Origin of the sequence: Prevotella disiens (assembly GCF_900454955.1) — a bacterium.
Taxonomy (GTDB): Bacteria; Bacteroidota; Bacteroidia; order Bacteroidales; family Bacteroidaceae; genus Prevotella; species Prevotella disiens.
Genome location: NZ_UGTL01000001.1, coordinates 580,833 through 599,108 on the forward strand (window position 1 = coordinate 580,833; position 18,276 = coordinate 599,108).

The window sequence follows — 18,276 nt, forward strand, 5'->3', positions numbered from 1 at the left end:
CTTTTTTCTGCCCATACGGTTGTTTTAATTTCAAAATAGGCTGTTTTCTGCTTCAAAACAGCCTATTTTGCGCTTCAAAACAGCCTGTTTTGAAATTTTTCTTCCGATTTACACAGGGTCTACATCATAGTAGATAGTGAGTGCGCCGTAGCGTTTTTCCTTCATCATGGCAGTTTGAATTTGCTTCAAGTATTGTTTTGCCAATTTATAGTCAGCACCATTTTCAAGTTTGAGTATGATTTTACGAATATGAAGGGTTTTGATGCGTGAGATAGCAGGACGGTCTGGTCCTAAAATTCTGTGGGCAAACACTTCACGAAGGCGTGAACCCAATTCGATACTCGCTGATTCCACGACTTGATTGTCGCGATGTTTCAAGTATATATATATAAGGTGGTGGAATGGCGGATAATGAAAATCGATGCGTTCCTGTAAAACAGAATCGTAGAAACCTTGATAATCGTTTTTCACAACCTGATGAATGAGCGGTAAATCGGGATTCTTTGTTTGCAAAATTACTAAACCTTGTCGTCCTTTTCTGCCCGCTCTTCCGCTCACTTGTGCCATCATCATGAACGCATATTCGTAGGCTCTAAAGTCGGGATAGTTGAGCATTGTGTCGGCATTAAGTATGCCTACCACCGACACACGGTCGAAGTCTAACCCTTTAGAAATCATCTGTGTGCCAATTAAAAGGTTGGTTTTACCCTTTGAAAAATCGTTAATGATGCGCTCGTACGCATTCTTTGTGCGTGTTGTGTCTAAGTCCATGCGAGCCACACGAGCCTCAGGAAAGAGGCGCATGACCTCGTCTTCAATCTTTTCAGTACCGAAACCACGTCCACGAATTTCCTTTTCACCGCAGTCGGGACATACCTCTGGAACTCGCTCCATATAGCCGCAGTAGTGGCAAGTCATGGTGTTCATGTTCTTATGGTGGGTAAGCGATACGTCGCAGTTGGGGCATTTAGGAACCCAACCGCACGAAGGGCATTCCAACATCTGAGAAAAGCCACGCCTATTTTGGAAAAGTATGGCTTGTTCGCCCTTTTCTAAGGCTTGCTTTACGGCACTAAGAAGGCGTGGAGAGAACAATCCCGTCATCATTTTGCGGCGGCGTAAGTCTTTCACATCTACCACTTCAATTTCGGGAAGTTGAATATCTTTGTAGCGTTGTGTAAGCGATACGAGTCCATATTTCCCAATTTGCGCATTGCGATAGGTTTCCACCGACGGAGTAGCAGTTCCGAGCAATGTTTTAGCCCCATACATTTGTGCCAAAACAATGGCTGTTGAACGTGCATGATAGCGTGGAGTAGGGTCTTGTTGCTTAAAACTTGTTTCGTGTTCCTCGTCTATGATGACCAAACCGAGTTTTTGGAAAGGCAAGAAAACGGCACTTCGTGCGCCAAGAATAACAGAGTAAGGGGTGTCAGATAGTTGTTTTTTCCATATTTCCACCCGTTCTGCATCGTTGTAACGGCTGTGATAAATGCCCAATTTGTTGCCAAAAACACGGCGTAAACGGTCGGTCATTTGTACGGTTAAAGCAATTTCGGGCAACAAGTAAAGCACTTGTTTCCCCTCGTTGATAGCCTTTTGAATAAGATGAATATAGATTTCGGTTTTCCCTGACGAGGTTACACCATGCAGGAGTGTAACGTTGTGTGCCATCATCTGCAATAAAAGTTTGTCATAAGCCATAGTTTGGGCTTCGTTTAAGGCTTTTATTGCTTCGGTTTTGGGTTCTCCATGATAGGCAAGGCGAGCCGTTTCTTTTTGATAAGTACAGAGAATGCCTTTTTTTATGAGTTCGCGCAAGGGTGTTACTGGGCAATGACTTTCATTGATGAGTTCCTCTTGCGACACCGAAACGAGTTGTCCACCATTGTGCGCATCGGTTTCCGCTTCCAATTTTGCCCATGCTACGTTCTCAGCAATCCCACTAAGTTGCAAGTAAGTAGTGAGGATTTTTTGTTGTTTGACCGCTCTTGTCAAACTATCTAAAGCCAAATGTAATTCCCTTTCGCCCCGAAAATTCTGCCCAATGCCCACAAAAGTTTCCATGCGCGGCTTGTATCCGTCTTCCAACTTTAGTCCTGCGGGCAGTGCAGCGGTATAAATATCGCCAATGGGAGCTATGTAATAAGTTGAAATCCAATGCCAAAGTTTAAGTTGTTGCGGCAATAAAACGGGTTGTTCGTCCAATATCGAAAGCACCTCCTTGTAGGTAATACCTTCTATTTGTTGCTTCGGTGCATCTAAAGGGAGCGTGTCGCAAATGCCAACATACATCTTGCTTTTTCCGAATGGAACCAATAAGCGCATGCCAAGTTTAACCTTTTCGCACAACGCATCGGCTAAACCATAAGTGAAAGTACCCTCCACAGGGAGCGGTAAGATTACTTCTACGTATTTCACTTCGTCTTTAATTCAGGATATTGAATGCGAGTATGGTAGATAGACATCAATCTTTCGATGAGTATTTGCTTTGCAATTTTGATGTCGCGGAACGTAATTGGGCAGTCTGTAAAGAAGCCTGACGACACTTGTGAGTCGATTAATTTGTTTACCAAGTTGCTGATACTTTCTTCGGTGTACTCTGAAAGAGAGCGTGAGGCAGCCTCCACGGTGTCGCACATCATCAGTATGGCTTGCTCGCGTGTCCATGGATTTGGTCCAGGATAGCGGAATGGAGCTTCATCAACCTCTTTGTCAGGGTGCGCATTCTTATAATTGATGTAAAAATACTTCACCAATCCTGTTCCGTGGTGGGTAGTAATGAACTCTTGAATCACCTTCGGCAGATTGTATTTTTCTGCCAATCGCAATCCTTCTGTAACGTGTCCAATAATAATTTTCGCACTTTCTAAATCAGAAATATTATCGTGTGGATTAACGCCAACTTGGTTTTCGGTGAAGAAAACAGGATTAACCATTTTGCCAATGTCGTGATAAAGTGCGCCCGTTCTTACCAAATGTCCTTTTGCATGAATCTTATTTGCTATCTCAACGCCCAGATTACCCACCGTCATAGAGTGTTGGAACGTACCAGGTGCCACCTCGCTCAGCGTTCTTAGCAGCTCGTTGTTGGTGTTAGAAAGCTCAAACATGGTTACTGTTGATATGAAACCAAACAATTTTTCGATAATCAGCATCAGTGGATAAGTAAACAAAAGGAAGATTCCATTTACAGCTAAATGGTAATACATTGAATGGTCGAGCTTTGAAAAGTCGTCATTTTGTATCAGTTGCAATGATAAATAAGCTGCTGCAGAACCTACTGTAACGAGTAGGGCAGTGAGGAAAATTTGGCTACGCTTTGACAATTCACGCAACGAATAGATAGCGATTAAGCCCGCAACCAATTGTACTATGATAAATTCGTATTGATATTTTACGGCAACAGCGCAGAGGAAAATCATTGTAACATGGGATACAAATGCCGTTCGGGAGTCCATAAATACACGAACAAATATTGGCGCCATGGCAAAAGGCACGATGTAGACACTGAAAATATTGTGCTTCATCATGACAGACGTTATGATTGAAAAAATAATCAGCATGGCATACAACAACGAAATGGCACGTGGCTTTTCGAAATAATCGTTGCGGAACAAGGTAAGATAAAGTGTAAAGAGTGAAAGGAGTATGAAAACATAAAGCGATTGCCCTATTAACATTGACGTTACTTGGTCTTTTGACTCGTTACGTTTCTCGGTTGCTTGTTCGAAAGAGTCGAGTACACGATAAGTTTTTGCATCGACAATGTCGCCACGGTCTATGATTCTCTGCCCTTCAAGCACCATTCCCGATGCCTGTGGAATAAGGCTGAGCATGTCGTTCATCTCGCTTTCGCTGCGAGCCTTGTCATATTGCAAATTGGCTTCGATATATTCGTTTAAGTTGCATTGCTGTATGATAGAACGTTTTGCACTCAATTGTGGTGTGGAAAAAAGGTTTTCGTATGCACCAAGCGTTGTGTAAATTTCTCCAACAGGCTTGCTGATAGCTTGTTTTCCCATTACAATATGAACAACGTTGTTACTATCTTTTTGTAAATCGGTGAAATAAGCCGTATTGGCAATGCCCATTTGATAAAGTTCGTGCAGCCTTTGTGCCACAAGGGTTACATACTCAGGTGGTAAACCTGGTATTCCATTTTTGTAATCCTTTAAAAATTGACCAATTTTCTGCTCTTCTATCTTTGGATTAACATTGAAATAAGGGCGAAAATTCTTCATAATAGAGTCGCGTTCATTCTTTAAAGTCTCTTCAGACTTAAAAATAGGAAAGTCGAATTTGGCTATTAACTGTCCATACATCCATGGTTTTCCTTCATCATAATGGAACATTTTACCTTGAGAACGAGGCAAAAGAGCAACAATAAGGGCTACTGTTAGCACCACTAAGACTATTCGTGAAACAAAACTTTGTAACAGTTTGTTGTTTTGATTATTGAATTTTATCATCTTCTTTTTATTTTTTTTCGACAATTGCCGTATGCTATTGAAAGCTTATTTCTCTTCTTTCAAACACCTATTATATATCAGCCATTATCCTTTCAATATGCGAAAATACAAAAAAAAAGCGGTATAGTCGAAAAAAATAAGTAATTTTGCAACAAAATTTTAATTTAAGCAATGGCAGAAAGAAAAGTAAGAGTACGCTTTGCACCAAGTCCAACAGGTGCATTGCATATTGGTGGCGTACGAACAGCATTGTATAATTACCTCTTTGCGCGCCAAAATGGTGGCGAAATTGTGTTCCGTATTGAAGATACAGACTCAAATCGCTTCGTTCCAGGCGCAGAAGAATACATATTAGAGGCATTCCAATGGTTGGGAATTAAGTTCGACGAAGGTGTTTCCTTTGGTGGCGAATATGGTCCTTACCGTCAGAGCGAGCGTCGCGATATTTATAAGAAATACGTAAACCAACTTTTGGAGGCTGGTAAGGCATATATAGCCTTTGATACCCCAGAGGAATTGGAAGCTAAACGTAAAGAAATTGCTAATTTTCAATACGATGCGCACACTCGAATGCAGATGCGTAACGCTTTGACACTCCCTAAAGAAGAAGTAGAAAAGCTCATTAATGACGGCGAACAATATGTTGTTCGTTTTAAAATAGAACCAGGCGAGGAAGTTCATGTCGATGATATGATACGTGGAGATGTTTGCATTAAGACAGAAATCCTTGATGATAAAGTACTTTATAAGAGTGCTGACGAGTTGCCAACCTATCATTTGGCGAACATTGTAGACGACCATTTGATGTTGATTTCACACGTTATTCGTGGCGAAGAGTGGTTGCCAAGTGCGCCATTACATGTACTTCTTTATCGTGCTTTCGGTTGGGAAGACACCATGCCACGCTTTGCTCACCTTCCATTGTTACTCAAACCAGAAGGAAAGGGCAAGTTAAGCAAGCGTGATGGCGACCGTTTAGGTTTCCCAGTGTTCCCATTAGAGTGGCACGACCCTAAGACTAAAGAAGTTAGTTCGGGTTATCGTGAGAGCGGATACTTCCCTGAAGCAGTCGTAAACTTCTTGGCTTTGTTGGGCTGGAATCCTGGAACCGAGCAAGAAATGTTTACGCTTGATGAACTTGTTAAGGCTTTCGATATTACAAGATGTTCAAAAGCTGGTGCGAAATTCGATTATCAAAAGGGTATTTGGTTCAATCATGAGTACATTTTGAAGAAGAGTGATGAAGAAATAGCTGGTCTTTTTGCTCCTATTGTCGCTAATAATGGCGTAGATGCAACTATGGAACAGGTTACGAAAGTGGTTCATATGATGAAAGACCGTGTTAATTTCGTAAATGAATTATGGGACTTATGTTCCTTCTTCTTCATGGCTCCAACCGAATATGACGAGAAAACAGTGAAAAAACGTTGGAAAGAATATTCGGCAGAGCAGATGTCTGAACTCTCACAAGTGTTGGCTGATATTGATGATTTTACCGTTGAAGGACAAGAATCTATCGTCATGAAGTGGGTGGAAGACAAGGGATATAAACTCGGCGATGTAATGAATGCCTTCCGTTTGGCACTTGTTGGCATTGGCAAAGGTCCTGGAATGTTCGATATAACCGAATTTTTAGGCAAAGAAGAAACCTTGCGCCGTTTGCAAAAAGCCATTGAAATATTAAAATAAATAGGCTGAAAAGAAATCCAAAAGAATAGGAAGTGATGTTGTATAATATCGGAATGTATGCGGTTCAAGCAGGTGTTGCCCTTTATAGCTTGTTCAACGAGAAAGTTAGAACCATGCGTAAAGGCGAAAAAGCAGCCTTCGATGTGCTGAAAAAGAAGGTAGACCCGCAGGCAAAATATATCTGGTTTCACGCCGCTTCCTTAGGAGAATTTGAGCAAGGTCGCCCTTTAATCGAGAAAATTAAGCAGGACTATCCCCAATATAAGATACTCTTGACTTTCTTTTCACCCTCAGGCTATGAAGTTAGAAAGAATTACGAAGGCGCAGATATTATCACTTATCTGCCCATTGACACCGTTTCCAATGCACAAAAGTTCTTGCGCATCGTTCGTCCCGTAATGGCTTTCTTCATAAAATACGAGTTTTGGTACAATTATTTGCACATTCTGCGCCATCGCAACATACCTTGTTATAGCGTTTCGAGTATCTTCCGTCCCGACCAAATCTTCTTTAAATGGTATGGACGAAACTATGCTCACGTACTAAAATGCTTCTCTCGCTTCTATGTTCAGAACGTTGAAAGCAAAAAACTCTTGGAAACAATTGGTATTAGCAATGCTCTTGTGGTGGGCGACACACGTTTCGACCGTGTTTTGCAGATAAAAGAAGCCAGCAAGCATTTGCCTTTGGTGGAAAAATTTATAGGTAATGGTCGTGAAAATAGTACGGAAAGCGAACAACAAACACGCCGTCCCGTCTTTGTAGCAGGCTCTTCTTGGCAACCTGATGAAGAGATTTTTCTCCAATATTTCAATGAAAATAAGGAGTGGAAACTCATCATTGCCCCCCATGTAATTGCTGAAAGCCATTTACAACAAATCGAGCAACTCATTAAAAACAAGCGCATTGTGCGTTATACAAAGGCAAATGAAGCCGATGTAGCTACTGCCGATGTGCTAATAATCGATTGTTTTGGTTTGCTTTCGTCTATTTATCATTACGGAGATGTGGCATACGTGGGTGGCGGCTTTGGGGTTGGCATTCATAATGTATTAGAAGCAGCCGTTTGGGGCATGCCTGTTCTCTTTGGACCTAACAACAAACATTTCGCAGAAGCGCAAGGATTGTTGGCTGAAGGGGGTGGTTTTGAAATTCAAGACGCTGCTACTTTTGCTGAAAAAATGCAACAACTCACTTCTGATACAACCCATTTAAAGGCGAGTGGAGAGGCTGCTTACAATTTTGTGGAAAGTCTTTCTGGTGCAACCGATAAAGTTTTATCAACCATAGAATTATGAAATATCAAATAACATGCGATAATTGTGGCACTCAATTTATTGTTGAGGCTGGTGAAGGTCAAGTTGTTGAATGCCAATGCCCACATTGTAAGGGTATAATGGAAATAACTTTGCCTATTGTTTCGGGAACTATTCCTAATCAAACACCTGAAACCAATGCTTCGTATGCTCCTAATTATGAGAACGAAAATGCCCAAGCCAAAGCGAACAAAACTGTTTTGTACGCCGTTATTGTTGGTCTTTTGTTGGTAGTACTTTCTGCTGCTGCCTATTTCGCATGGCTTCGGCCTGCTAATGATACTCCTGAACCACAGACAACCCCGATGGATACCATTCCTTATCAGGTAGAACAGGAACCTGTAGTAGAGGAACCCATCGACACAGCGGTAGTTCCTGAAATTAAAGTGGAAGCTCCTAAAGACACAGTGAAGCACAAACACCACGAAGAAAAGCAGGAAGTCGACTCTACTGCGGTAGGTGAATAAACGAAAAGTCGGCAAAACATTATTATATAAAGTAAAAAAAAGTGGGCGCAAAGATGGCGCACACTTAAAAAAAAGAATAAGAATCATTATGGGAAAAGTAATCTTAACAGGCGACCGCCCAACGGGTAAGCTTCATTTAGGTCACTATGTTGGCTCTTTGCGCCGCCGTGTTGAACTCCAAAATATGGGCGATTTCGACAAAATGTTTGTATTCATGGCAGACGTACAAGCATTGACCGATAACGCTGAAAATCCTGAAAAGATACGCCAAAACATTATTGAGGTGGCTTTAGACTACCTCGCTGCGGGTTTAGACCCACAGAAATGCACCCTCTTTATACAAAGTCAGATTTCTGAAATAGCTGAACTCACCACCTTTTTCATGAATCTTGTTAGTGTAAGTCGTGTGCAACGCAATCCAACTGTTAAGACTGAAATCAAGATGCGCAATTTTGAAGCCAATATTCCAATGGGTTTCTTTGCTTATCCTGTATCGCAAGCAGCTGACATTGCAGCATTTAAAGCTACCACAGTGCCAGCTGGCGAAGACCAAGAACCTATGTTGGAAGTGGCACGCGAGATAGTTCGCCGTTTCAATACCATCTATGCTCCTGTGTTGGTTGAGCCAAATATCATGTTGCCAGAGAATGTTACTGCACGCCGTTTGCCAGGAACTGACGGCAAAGAGAAGATGAGTAAGAGCCTCGGCAACTGCATTTATTTGTCAGACGATGCCGATACGGTTTGGTCAAAGGTGAAAGGAATGTACACCGACCCTACTCACTTGAATGTTTCCGACCCTGGTCATGTTGAAGGGAATGCCGTGTTTACTTATCTTGATGCATTCTCTACTGACCAAGATTTTGCTGATTTTTGGCCTGAATTTGCCAACCTTGACGAATTGAAGGGAGCTTATACGGCAGGCGGAATTGGCGATATGAAATGTAAAAAGCTATTGAACAACGTTTTAAATCGTATGTTAGAGCCTATGCGCGCTCGTCGTCATGAGTTCGAACAAGATATTCCTGAAATTTATCAAATCTTGAAGCGTGGTTCAGATGTGGCACGCGAAACCGCAGCACAAACGTTGTCGGAGGTGAAAGCAGCAATGCAAATCAACTATTTCGAAGATGCGGAGTTAATTCGAAGTCAAGCAGAGCGTTATAAGAAATGATAATAAGGTTAATTGGTTAATAGTGAATCCATTTTGTAGTGATACAAGGTGGATTTTTTTATGCTTTCTTATCGCTTATCGTCTTGCTGTAACGTGAATGCAATGTTGGTTGCGCTCGAAAATAGCCCAACAGTCGCCTGCTTCTCGCAATTCGTAAATGGTTTCGCCCAACAAATTGCACATAACATCGTTACTTATGGGCTTTCCACTCATTGATATTCTGTTGAAACGTGTGTAACTTAAATCGAATGAGGTGCCATACATGTGCGACGAATTTCTACTTGCAGCACCATTTACTTGTCGTAATTTTCCTACATCTTCACGCGTTCTAAGCAATGAAGTAACGATAATGCGATGTTCCCGATAACCTCCTTTTTTGAGTTTGTGTTGAAAACGTTGAGCAATATCTTTCAATAAACTTTTCGCACCCTTCGTTAAATAGGGTGAAGAGTGGGTTAGTGGGTCAATGATATAGTATTTTGTGTTCCAAATTTTCTTTAGTCTGCGGTGATTTCGGCGTAATTTTTTGCGTGTTTCAATAGGGGTAATGCCATATTTTTTAGCAGCATAAAGTTGCTCACCATGCAAGTCTTTAAATTGGAAACGCCTGTCCATAGCTACATTCTCCTTGCGAAATGTTTCGCCCTCAAAGTTGAATTTGCTACTGACGCATGCCGCAATGACCATAACACAGACCATTGCGACACTTATTTTAAGTGTCTGCCACCGCTTGTTTTTTAGTTTTCCTTTTTCTTTTTGGGGCATGTTTATCTTGTTTCAATGATAATATCTGCCACATCTTTAGGCTCGTTGAACAACATACCTTCCTCCAATTCCTCGTCAGAGAGTTCGTTCAACCAACTTTTCGCTATGTCTTCTTCAATCATTGGTTCGCCTTTTGCATTCTTGCGCATCAAAAGGTCGTCCAAAATGAGTTGTCTATATTCTGAAATATCCATATTTATAGGTTTTTATACTTGCTTTTTTTGATGTTCATAATTTATACAAAGATAGTATTTTTCGTTTAATTCCACTTCATTTTGTATCTTTGTAACCAATAATTTTAGTTTTTTTGCATTATGCAATACAGTCAAAAGTACGAATCGCCTTTAGGTTTGATGACCATGATAAGCAATGGCGAAGCATTAATAGGATTGGGATTTGAAGGAAAAGAATACCTCTTTTCGTCATTAAACCAACCCACGGACGTGGCAGCATTGCCCATTTTCGATGCTACACGCCATTGGTTGGATATGTATTTTAAGGGAGAAATTCCCGATTTCACACCGAAAATAAAATTCTTTGGTAGCGACTTTCGCCAGCAAGTGTGGAACGATTTACTCCTTATGCCCTATGGCACGACTACAACCTACGGACAATTAGCCCAACAAGCTGCCGCACGCATGAAAAAAGCAAAGATGTCTGCGCAAGCAATCGGTGGAGCAGTGGGGCATAATCCCATTTCTATCATTGTTCCTTGCCACCGTGTTGTCGGTACAAATGGCAAGCTAACAGGCTATGCGAGTGGCTTGTGGCGAAAAGAAAAATTATTGAATTTGGAGGCGAAAAGTCTGAAATTACCTTTTTAGCTGTTTCGTATCCGATGATGAACGATAGCTTTGAATTGCAAAACCGCCTATTTTGAGTTGCAAAATAGGCGGTTTTGCGTTTCAAAATAGGCTGTTTTGATTTTGTGTGCCAACAAAAAAGGTTCCAATCCATGGTCAGAACCTTTTTAAAGTATCTTTATTTGTTTACTTTTTCATCATCTCACGCACGGCTCTTTCCAATTGTCGGTCATATCCATTAACGTAATCTTCAGGTGTATTGTAAACTTCAATGTCAGGATTGAGCTGCATATTTTCGGCAAACTTACCATTCATATCTTGACAACCTACTTGTGGAATACCAAATACCATGCCATTGATGAGTTTTTCCCACCAAACGGCAGTCATTGTACCAGCGATTGGCGCACCGATAAGTTTACCAATGCCAAGATATTTATAGATTTGTGGGAAGCCCATACCATTGCTGTAATCGTCTTCGCAAATCATTACGCATGAAGGTTTGTTCCATTTGTTGAATGGGTCGTTACCAATATGCTTGCCGTGAGGTATGAATTTTTGGTATTGTTTGCCACTGAGGAGGGTGCAAAGGTCATCGTGTAACCAACCACCACCGTTGTGACGCTCATCAACAATAACCGCATCTTTTACACGATTTTCGGCACTTAGCAAGTCGCTATATACGGTACGGAAACTCTCGCTGTTCATTTCTTTCACGTGAACGTAAGCAATGCGACCACCAGAAATGCTATCTACGAAAGCACGATTGCGGTCTACCCAACGCTTGTAAAGCAATTCGTTCTGCCAACCTTTGCTAATTGCTTTGATAGTAACATCGAAACGTTGCTTCTTTTCAGGGTTATAAACCGATACACGAATGCGCTTTCCTGCCTTTCCGTCCAGCATATAGTTGTAGTCTTTGCCTTTAAGAATAGGCTGACCATCAATCTTTTCGATGATGCAACCCTTGGTTACACCATTCTTACTAACGGCAAATGGCCCACGTTTGATAACTTCTTCAATCTTCAAACCATCGCCATCGTAGGTGTTATCGAAGAATAAACCTAACGCAGCGGTATACATAGTTGGACCATCGTCATAAAAGCGTGCGCCTGTGTGCGATGCGTTCAATTCGCCTAAGAGTTCGCAAAGCATGTCACGGAAGTCATATCCATTATTAATATAAGGTAAGAAACGCTCGTAAATCTTGCGATAACCTTCCCAATCTACGCCATGAATATCCTCAACATAGAATTTATCTTTCACTTGTTGCCAAATGTGGTTGAAGATATAAGCACGCTCTTCGTAAGGCTTATAGTTGAAAGTGGCTTCAAAACTAATGTTGCTTGAACTGTTTTTGTTCAAGTCTACTTTCTTAATACCACGATTAACGCAGAGGTAAAGATTCTTGAAATCCTTGTCAGCTTCTAAGGAACCACCGCCAACTTCTTTCATTACGATTTCAGTTTTATGCTCTTTCAAATCGTGTTTCCAAAGGTCGTAACCACCTTCGAAAGCTGCTTGATAGTACAATGTATCACCACCAGGGCTCAAAACCGCATCGCCTAATTGAGAAGAATTGACAGTAAGGCGTACAACACGGTCGCGACAATTGTCTAAATCGAACTCTAAAGGTTTTACATCTTTCTTCTTTTTCTCATCGGCTTTCTTGTCTTTGTTGTCTTTTTTCTTGCCTTTACCGCCCTTTTTATCTTTCTTTTCCGACTTATCTTTAGCGTCTTTGTCGTCCTTTTTCTTCTCTTTTTCAGCCTCGTCAGCCAACTCTCTTTCCTCTTTCGACATGCGGAAACGGTCGTAAGCATCAAGGTCGAAGAACATTAAGTAAGCATCAGACTCTGCTCCCCAACTGCCATGACTGCGATAACCTGCACGATCGCTGAAGAAGAGCATTGCTTTTCCGCCTAAAGCCCACTTGGCACCCGTATCATTATAGCCACTTTGGGTCAAATTAACAGGCTTTTTCTTACCCGTAATATCAATGAGTGAGATGTCAGGATTGTTCCAACCAGCGTTGCCCATATAGGGTGCTAAGAGCCAACGACTATCGGGACTCCATGAAAACCAGATATCGCCGTCGCTGTATGAGTACACGTCATTGCCGTCAGTTGCCGCAGTTACTGCTTTACTCTTGAGGTCTATGACTTTCAACGCAGCACGATTTTCAAAGAAAGCCACCTTCTTTCCATCTGGGCTATATTGTGGCATTTGCGATGTTTGGTCAGTATTGGTGAGGCGTTCCTCTACTAAATCGGTTGAATAAGTGAAATTCTTTTCCGCCTTATTCTTAATCTTTGTTTCGTAAATCTGCCAAATACCATTGCGTTCAGAGCTGTAAACAATGCCACGACCGTCAGGTGCAAAGTCAATATTGCGTTCTTGTTCAGCTGTATTGGTTACTTGTTTGGTCGTCTTGTAGTCCAAAGAAGTAACGTAAACATCACCATGTAGCACGAATGCTATTTCCTTTCCTTTAGGCGAAAGCTTAATTTCGGTTGCGCCAGAGGAACGTACTTGACGTTCTAACTTCTTGTCTATTTGGTCGGTAACAATGCTAATATTTACCTTTTGAGGTTCTTTTCCTTCGTTCAAAGTGTATATTTCGCCGTCGTAACCATAGCAAAGCGTACCATTATTGGCTGCTGTAAGGAAGCGCACAGGGTTCTTTTTGTGGAACGTAAGTTGCTTCTTTCCGCTACCGTCAAGGTTGCGTTTGTAAACATTAAAGGTACCATCTTCCTCGCTAAGGTAGTAATATGAGGTTCCATTTGAAGCCCAAACAGGTGTGCGGTCCTCTCCATTGAAATCGGTAAGTTTGGTATATTTTCCGTCGCTGTACAACCAAATGTCGCGTGTTACAGGCGAACGGTGGTGTTTACGGAAATTGTCTTCATAACCTTTTGAGTCATGATAGAGCATTTCGCCTTTGCTATTGATGCTTACATCGCACATGGTTGTTGGCGAAACAAGGCGTGGACGACTTCCGTCGGTAGTAACTTCGTAAGTTTGTGGGAATATACCCGAAGCAAAATAAATAGATTTTGCAGTAGGCATTACCTCCGTTGTGAACAAAATATGGTTGTTGTCTTTGAACGCCATAGGGGTTTCGCTACCACTATTGGTAGTCAATCGCTTTGGTGTACCACCGTCTTTGCTCATAAGATAAATATCCAAACTACCTTCACGGCTTGACGAAAAGGCAATGTTTTGTCCGTCTGGACTCCATACAGGATACGCATCGTAAGCAGGATTGGTGGTAAGTTGTCGGGCAATACCACCATTTACAGGCACTGAAAAAATATCGCCTTTGTACGAAAATGCAATCGTTTTGCCGTCAGGAGAGATAGCACTGTAACGCAACCATAAAGGTGTGTTGTCGGCAAAGGCTGAAACTGATAGGCCAAGAATAGCCGCCGTTAGGATTGATTTCTTCATGTAAATTTTTAATTGTTTTTATTTTATAATATTACTCAGATTTTATTGTTGCTGTATTGGCTTTAAGCCATGCTTGTTCCTCGCTGTTTAAGTAAGGCGACAAGGTTTCGTAAACGCGTGTATGATACTGATTGAACCATTCGATTTCTTCTTTTGTGAGCATAGAAAAGTCAATTGGAGTAGTGTCGATGGGCGCAAGCGTAAGCGGTTCGAACTGCAAAAATTCTCCAAATTCGGTTGTCTTGTAAGGCTTTATGTATTCGGTATTCTCAATGCGCACACCAAATTTTCCTGCAAGATAGATACCAGGCTCGTTGGTTACGGTCATGCCTGCACGCAAAGGAGCAGGTCTCCACTCCATACGGATTTGGTGTGGTCCTTCGTGAACGTTCAAATAGCTGCCTACACCATGTCCCGTTCCGTGCATAAAGTTATATCCTTCGCGCCACATTGCTTGTCGTGCAAAGGCATCAACCTGTGAACCGCATGCTCCATTAGGGAATTTGCAAAGGTCAAGTTGTATGTGTCCTTTCAACACAAGGGTATAAATGCGGCGTTGTTCCTCAGTAATCTCGCCCAAAGCAATGGTGCGTGTAATGTCGGTTGTGCCGTCTTGGTATTGCGCACCGCTATCAATGAGTACCAAGCCACGAGGTTCTACGGGAATATCGGTTTCTGTTGTAGCTTCGTAATGAACGATTGCGCCGTGTGCTTCATAACCTACGATGGTGTCAAACGATATGCCTTTGAACAAATCTTGTTCGGCACGCAGTGCTGTAAGCTTTTGTTCTAATGAAATTTCGGTTTGTCCTCCCGCTTCAACTGCTGGCTTTAACCATTTCAAAAACTTCACTATTGCCACACCATCACGTATCATAGCACGTTTGAAACCTTCTATTTCAGCTTCATTTTTAACGGCTTTCATCATCGGAATAGGTGATGATGCTTCCACAGAACGCTCTTCTTCCACTGCATTAAATACATTGTAGTTGAGTTGATTTTCGTCTAAAAGCAGACTTTCACCGCTGTAATGTTCCAATGCAACAAGTACATCGTTGTAATCAGCTACTTCAATTTGCTCCTTATTTAAATAGGTTTTTACCTCGTCAGTAAGCTTATCGGCATCAATAAAGAGGCGTGTACGAGTTGCTTCAATCAGTAAAAAAGCTACAAAAACAGGGTTGCAATGTACATCGCTGCCACGCAAATTCAACGTCCAAGCGATTTCATCGAGTGCCGAAACAATAATTCCGTCGGCTTGCTGTGCTGCCAATGCCTTGCGAATGCGTTCCAATTTTGAAGCAACGGTTTCGCCTGCAAACTCTAAAGGTTGTATTTCAACTTTATTTTTAGGAATTTCTGGGCGGTCATTCCAAATATTTTTGAGTGGGTCGAAGTCTGTTCTGATGAAGAAATCTCCGCAATCGCTCAAGTCCCAGACAAGGTCTGAGATAAAAGCATTCGAACAAACTGAGCCGTCAATGCCTATATTTACATTGTCGCAACCTTTAAATTCGCTTGCTAACCATTCTGAAATAGAAGGAGTACCCTCTATGCGCTCTTTCATCAGCACATAGTCGGTTCCCTTTAATTGCTCTTCGGCAGCAATAAAATAGCGTGAATCAGTCCAAAGAGCAGCACTTTTCAGCGTTACCACCGCCGTTCCTGCCGAGCCATCGAAGCCTGAAATCCACTCACGACCTTTCCAATGGTCAGGTATATATTCGCCTTGATGTGGGTCGGTACTTGGAAAAATGAAAGCAGAAAGGTCTTGCGCTTTCATTATTTCGCGTAATTTGTTTAATCGTTCTTGTATTTTGTTCTCCATACTATGTCTTGTTTTTGATTTTTATGATAGGTATTTAGGCAAAAACTCTGCGCTACAAAGGTAAATAATTTTGGAGAAATATCATAATAATACTTTATTAAACCGTTTTTTTTATCCTTTAAAACTCTTATATTTAACCTTTTATGCAAAAATATTGCCAACGAGTGCAATACAAACTTGTTTGAATATTGCCGAGTGCAGCTATATTTTATGCAAAAAAATAATAGCCTTATTATCATTTTAGAACAATATGTTTTATCTTTGCATAGAATATTGTGTGCGCAGCAAATAGGAAGGAATTTTTCTTTTTATTTGTTGGAAACATCTACATTTGCGAACTAATTAATCTGAATAAAAGATGAAAAAGAATTTTCTAATCGACAATAAAGTATTTTTTATTTCTCTATTTGTCAAATTTTTGCTGTTTGATTTGCTTTGGGCATTGCAAACTACATTTACCTTATTCTCTATTCCAGACCTTTATATCAATACAATTGCGTTTGCTTTCCTCTTTTCTTTACCAATAGTTCTGACGAAAAATAAGAAAATACATGTTGCTTTGATGCTTTTGTTGGATTGTATTTTAATTGCCAACCTCATGTATAATCGCACTTACAATACGATAATTCCATTTGATTCTTACTTTAGAATTGGCAATTTGAAGGACTTTTCAGAGAGTGTTATCGACCAAATGCGTTGGTATGATGTTGTTTTACCGCTCGAAACTCTCTTTTTTTCAATATTATTATGGAAAAAGAAAAACAAATTTGACCATAGTTTGCGACAATATGCTTATGCAACAGGCTTGGCATTTGCATTGTCTGCAATCATTATTCTATGTCGAGGTGGCTTTGAAAAAGCAATAGAAAAACTTCAAACTCCTAACTCTTATACTTGTGTTGGTCCTGTTTATACCGTTTTTGGGTGCATACTTTACGACATAATACATGAAAATGAGGCATACACGGACGAGAAAAAGCAAATGGTTGAGGCTTGGTTTAAGGCGCAACCTCAATACAAACCATTGGGTAAAACCATTGCCGAACGACGTAATTTAATCATTATCTACTGTGAATCTTTGGAAAGTTGGTGTATCGAAAAGAGTATTGAAGGAAAAGAAATCACCCCAAATTTGAACCAATTGCTAAGAGAAAAGAATACAATTTATGCTCCCTACGTTTTAACTCAGGTAAGGGGAGGACGTTCTATTGACGCCCAATTAATGTTAGATGCGGGATTATTGCCGATTCAGAACGGAAGTTATGCGTTTAAATACCCTACCAATCATTTTAAAACCCTTATTAAAGCCATGAAAGAACAAAGGCCAACGAAAGCCTATTTGCTCACCGTGGACAAACCTATCATATGGAATCAAAAGATAATAGGACAGCAATTTGGCTTTGATAAGATGTATTTTAAAAAAGATTGGAAGCCAACCGAAACTATGGGACCACAGAAAAATTTGGCTGATGGTGCCTTTGTCGAACAAGTAATAGAGAAGATGAAGCATGGCGAAATATGGAAAAATGGAGAAAATGCAGTCATTCAGATGGTTACTTATTCGGGGCATTCACCTTTTAAACTCCCTGAAACGATGCAGAAGATGAAACTAAAAGAAACTTATCCGAACAAAATGGGCGATTATATGCTTACTGCAAATTATACAGACGATGCGTTAGGAAAGTTCATAACCTATTTAAAAACAAGAAAAGATTTTGATAAAACAATGATAGTTATCGTTGGCGACCACGAAGGATTGGCTGCTGACAGACAAGAAATTTGTAGTTCTCCGAAAGCTAAAAATATCGTTTCAAATCACGAATATACCCCTTTCATTGTCATCAATGCACCTATGAGCCTACGATACGAAAAAGTAATGGGGCAAATCGACCAATATCCAACATTATTACAACTTTTAAAACTCGATAATTATCCATGGAAAGGTTTGGGACAGAGTATTTTAGACACAACAAAACGCCCTGTTGCTGTTGGCTCAAAACTGAATGTTGAAAAGTCAGATAAAACGATTTCTGAACCTCAAATACAGCATGCAATACAAGCATTTGATATTTCAAATACAATTTTGAAATATGATTTGTTAAAATGAATGTCCTCTTTCGCGAGATATTGTTGATTTAAACAATTTACCTGCTGGTATTTATATTGTTAAGGCTGGTAATATATGACTCTTTTAGTCTATAATAAAGAGCCTTTTCACCAGTTGCCGGATTAAAACGTGTCTGTACATTTGCGTGCATAGGTGCAAAGTAACAAAAAAAATTGATATGCTGGTGTCCTACAAATCAGATTTA

At 40.7% G+C, this 18,276-nt stretch carries 12 protein-coding genes; 6 read left to right on the plus strand and 6 right to left on the minus strand.

Going from position 1 to position 18,276, the window contains the following annotated elements; genetic code table 11:
- Positions 1–108: 108 nt before the first annotated feature.
- Positions 109–2,421, minus strand: coding sequence for a replication restart helicase PriA (priA, locus tag DYI03_RS02470; RefSeq protein WP_021668897.1), 2,313 nt, complete (start codon positions 2,419–2,421; stop codon positions 109–111).
- Entirely contained in the window at positions 2,418–4,472 is a 2,055-nt protein-coding gene (locus DYI03_RS02475) for an HD family phosphohydrolase (protein WP_021668896.1), read from the minus strand. Before DYI03_RS02475 ends, priA begins: the two co-directional genes overlap by 4 nt.
- Before the next feature lie 171 nt (positions 4,473–4,643).
- Between DYI03_RS02475 and gltX the strand changes: the two genes are divergently transcribed.
- The 4 genes from gltX to trpS all read left to right on the plus strand — a co-directional run bounded on the left by gltX (position 4,644) and on the right by trpS (position 9,118).
- The gene (gene gltX, locus DYI03_RS02480; protein ID WP_004356083.1) at positions 4,644–6,161 is read left to right on the plus strand and encodes a glutamate--tRNA ligase; all 1,518 of its coding nucleotides are present in this window, start codon (positions 4,644–4,646) and stop codon (positions 6,159–6,161) included.
- A 35-nt stretch (positions 6,162–6,196) separates the two neighbouring features.
- Complete coding sequence (locus DYI03_RS02485; protein WP_021668895.1) at positions 6,197–7,459, plus strand: 3-deoxy-D-manno-octulosonic acid transferase; 1,263 nt, start codon at positions 6,197–6,199, stop codon at positions 7,457–7,459.
- Positions 7,456–7,944: a DnaJ-like cysteine-rich domain-containing protein gene (locus tag DYI03_RS02490; RefSeq protein ID WP_004356071.1), complete on the plus strand. Its 489-nt coding sequence runs from the start codon at positions 7,456–7,458 to the stop codon at positions 7,942–7,944. Before DYI03_RS02485 ends, DYI03_RS02490 begins: the two co-directional genes overlap by 4 nt.
- An 88-nt stretch (positions 7,945–8,032) precedes the next feature.
- A complete protein-coding gene (trpS, locus tag DYI03_RS02495) occupies positions 8,033–9,118 on the plus strand; it encodes a tryptophan--tRNA ligase (RefSeq protein ID WP_025064616.1) in 1,086 nt (361 codons plus the stop codon).
- A 75-nt stretch (positions 9,119–9,193) separates the two neighbouring features.
- Here trpS and DYI03_RS02500 read toward each other — a convergent pair whose 3' ends face one another.
- Positions 9,194–9,883, minus strand: coding sequence for a DUF5715 family protein (locus tag DYI03_RS02500; protein ID WP_021668893.1), 690 nt, complete (start codon positions 9,881–9,883; stop codon positions 9,194–9,196).
- 2 nt (positions 9,884–9,885) lie between these two features.
- On the minus strand, positions 9,886–10,077 hold the full coding sequence (locus tag DYI03_RS02505) for a hypothetical protein (protein WP_021668892.1): 192 nt from the start codon (positions 10,075–10,077) through the stop codon (positions 9,886–9,888).
- 120 nt (positions 10,078–10,197) lie between these two features.
- On the opposite strand from DYI03_RS02505, the gene DYI03_RS02510 reads away from it, so the two are divergent.
- The gene (locus DYI03_RS02510) at positions 10,198–10,707 is read left to right on the plus strand and encodes a methylated-DNA--[protein]-cysteine S-methyltransferase (protein WP_021668890.1); all 510 of its coding nucleotides are present in this window, start codon (positions 10,198–10,200) and stop codon (positions 10,705–10,707) included.
- Positions 10,708–10,872: 165 nt separating this feature from the next.
- Here the strand turns inward: DYI03_RS02510 and DYI03_RS02515 are convergent, their stop codons facing one another.
- Both DYI03_RS02515 and DYI03_RS02520 read right to left on the minus strand, forming a co-directional pair.
- Complete coding sequence (locus DYI03_RS02515) at positions 10,873–14,136, minus strand: S41 family peptidase (protein WP_021668889.1); 3,264 nt, start codon at positions 14,134–14,136, stop codon at positions 10,873–10,875.
- A 31-nt stretch (positions 14,137–14,167) separates the two neighbouring features.
- Complete coding sequence (locus DYI03_RS02520; protein WP_021668888.1) at positions 14,168–15,964, minus strand: aminopeptidase P family protein; 1,797 nt, start codon at positions 15,962–15,964, stop codon at positions 14,168–14,170.
- 358 nt (positions 15,965–16,322) lie between these two features.
- On the opposite strand from DYI03_RS02520, the gene DYI03_RS02525 reads away from it, so the two are divergent.
- Positions 16,323–18,071 carry an LTA synthase family protein gene (locus DYI03_RS02525; RefSeq protein ID WP_021668886.1) on the plus strand — a complete coding sequence of 583 codons (1,749 nt, stop codon included), beginning with the start codon at positions 16,323–16,325 and terminating at the stop codon, positions 18,069–18,071.
- Positions 18,072–18,276 lie beyond the last annotated feature (205 nt).

Excerpts from the sequence above, each read along its gene's own strand:
- DYI03_RS02525 (WP_021668886.1), top strand. The coding sequence starts at position 16,323 with ATGAAAAAGAATTTTCTAATCGACAATAAAGTATTTTTTATTTCTCTA.
- DYI03_RS02515 (WP_021668889.1), bottom strand. The coding sequence starts at position 14,136 with ATGAAGAAATCAATCCTAACGGCGGCTATTCTTGGCCTATCAGTTTCA.
- DYI03_RS02510 (WP_021668890.1), top strand. The coding sequence starts at position 10,198 with ATGCAATACAGTCAAAAGTACGAATCGCCTTTAGGTTTGATGACCATG.
- DYI03_RS02475 (WP_021668896.1), bottom strand. The coding sequence starts at position 4,472 with ATGATAAAATTCAATAATCAAAACAACAAACTGTTACAAAGTTTTGTT.
- gltX (WP_004356083.1), top strand. The coding sequence starts at position 4,644 with ATGGCAGAAAGAAAAGTAAGAGTACGCTTTGCACCAAGTCCAACAGGT.
- DYI03_RS02520 (WP_021668888.1), bottom strand. The coding sequence starts at position 15,964 with ATGGAGAACAAAATACAAGAACGATTAAACAAATTACGCGAAATAATG.
- DYI03_RS02490 (WP_004356071.1), top strand. The coding sequence starts at position 7,456 with ATGAAATATCAAATAACATGCGATAATTGTGGCACTCAATTTATTGTT.
- trpS (WP_025064616.1), top strand. The coding sequence starts at position 8,033 with ATGGGAAAAGTAATCTTAACAGGCGACCGCCCAACGGGTAAGCTTCAT.
- DYI03_RS02500 (WP_021668893.1), bottom strand. The coding sequence starts at position 9,883 with ATGCCCCAAAAAGAAAAAGGAAAACTAAAAAACAAGCGGTGGCAGACA.
- DYI03_RS02505 (WP_021668892.1), bottom strand. The coding sequence starts at position 10,077 with ATGGATATTTCAGAATATAGACAACTCATTTTGGACGACCTTTTGATG.
- DYI03_RS02485 (WP_021668895.1), top strand. The coding sequence starts at position 6,197 with ATGTTGTATAATATCGGAATGTATGCGGTTCAAGCAGGTGTTGCCCTT.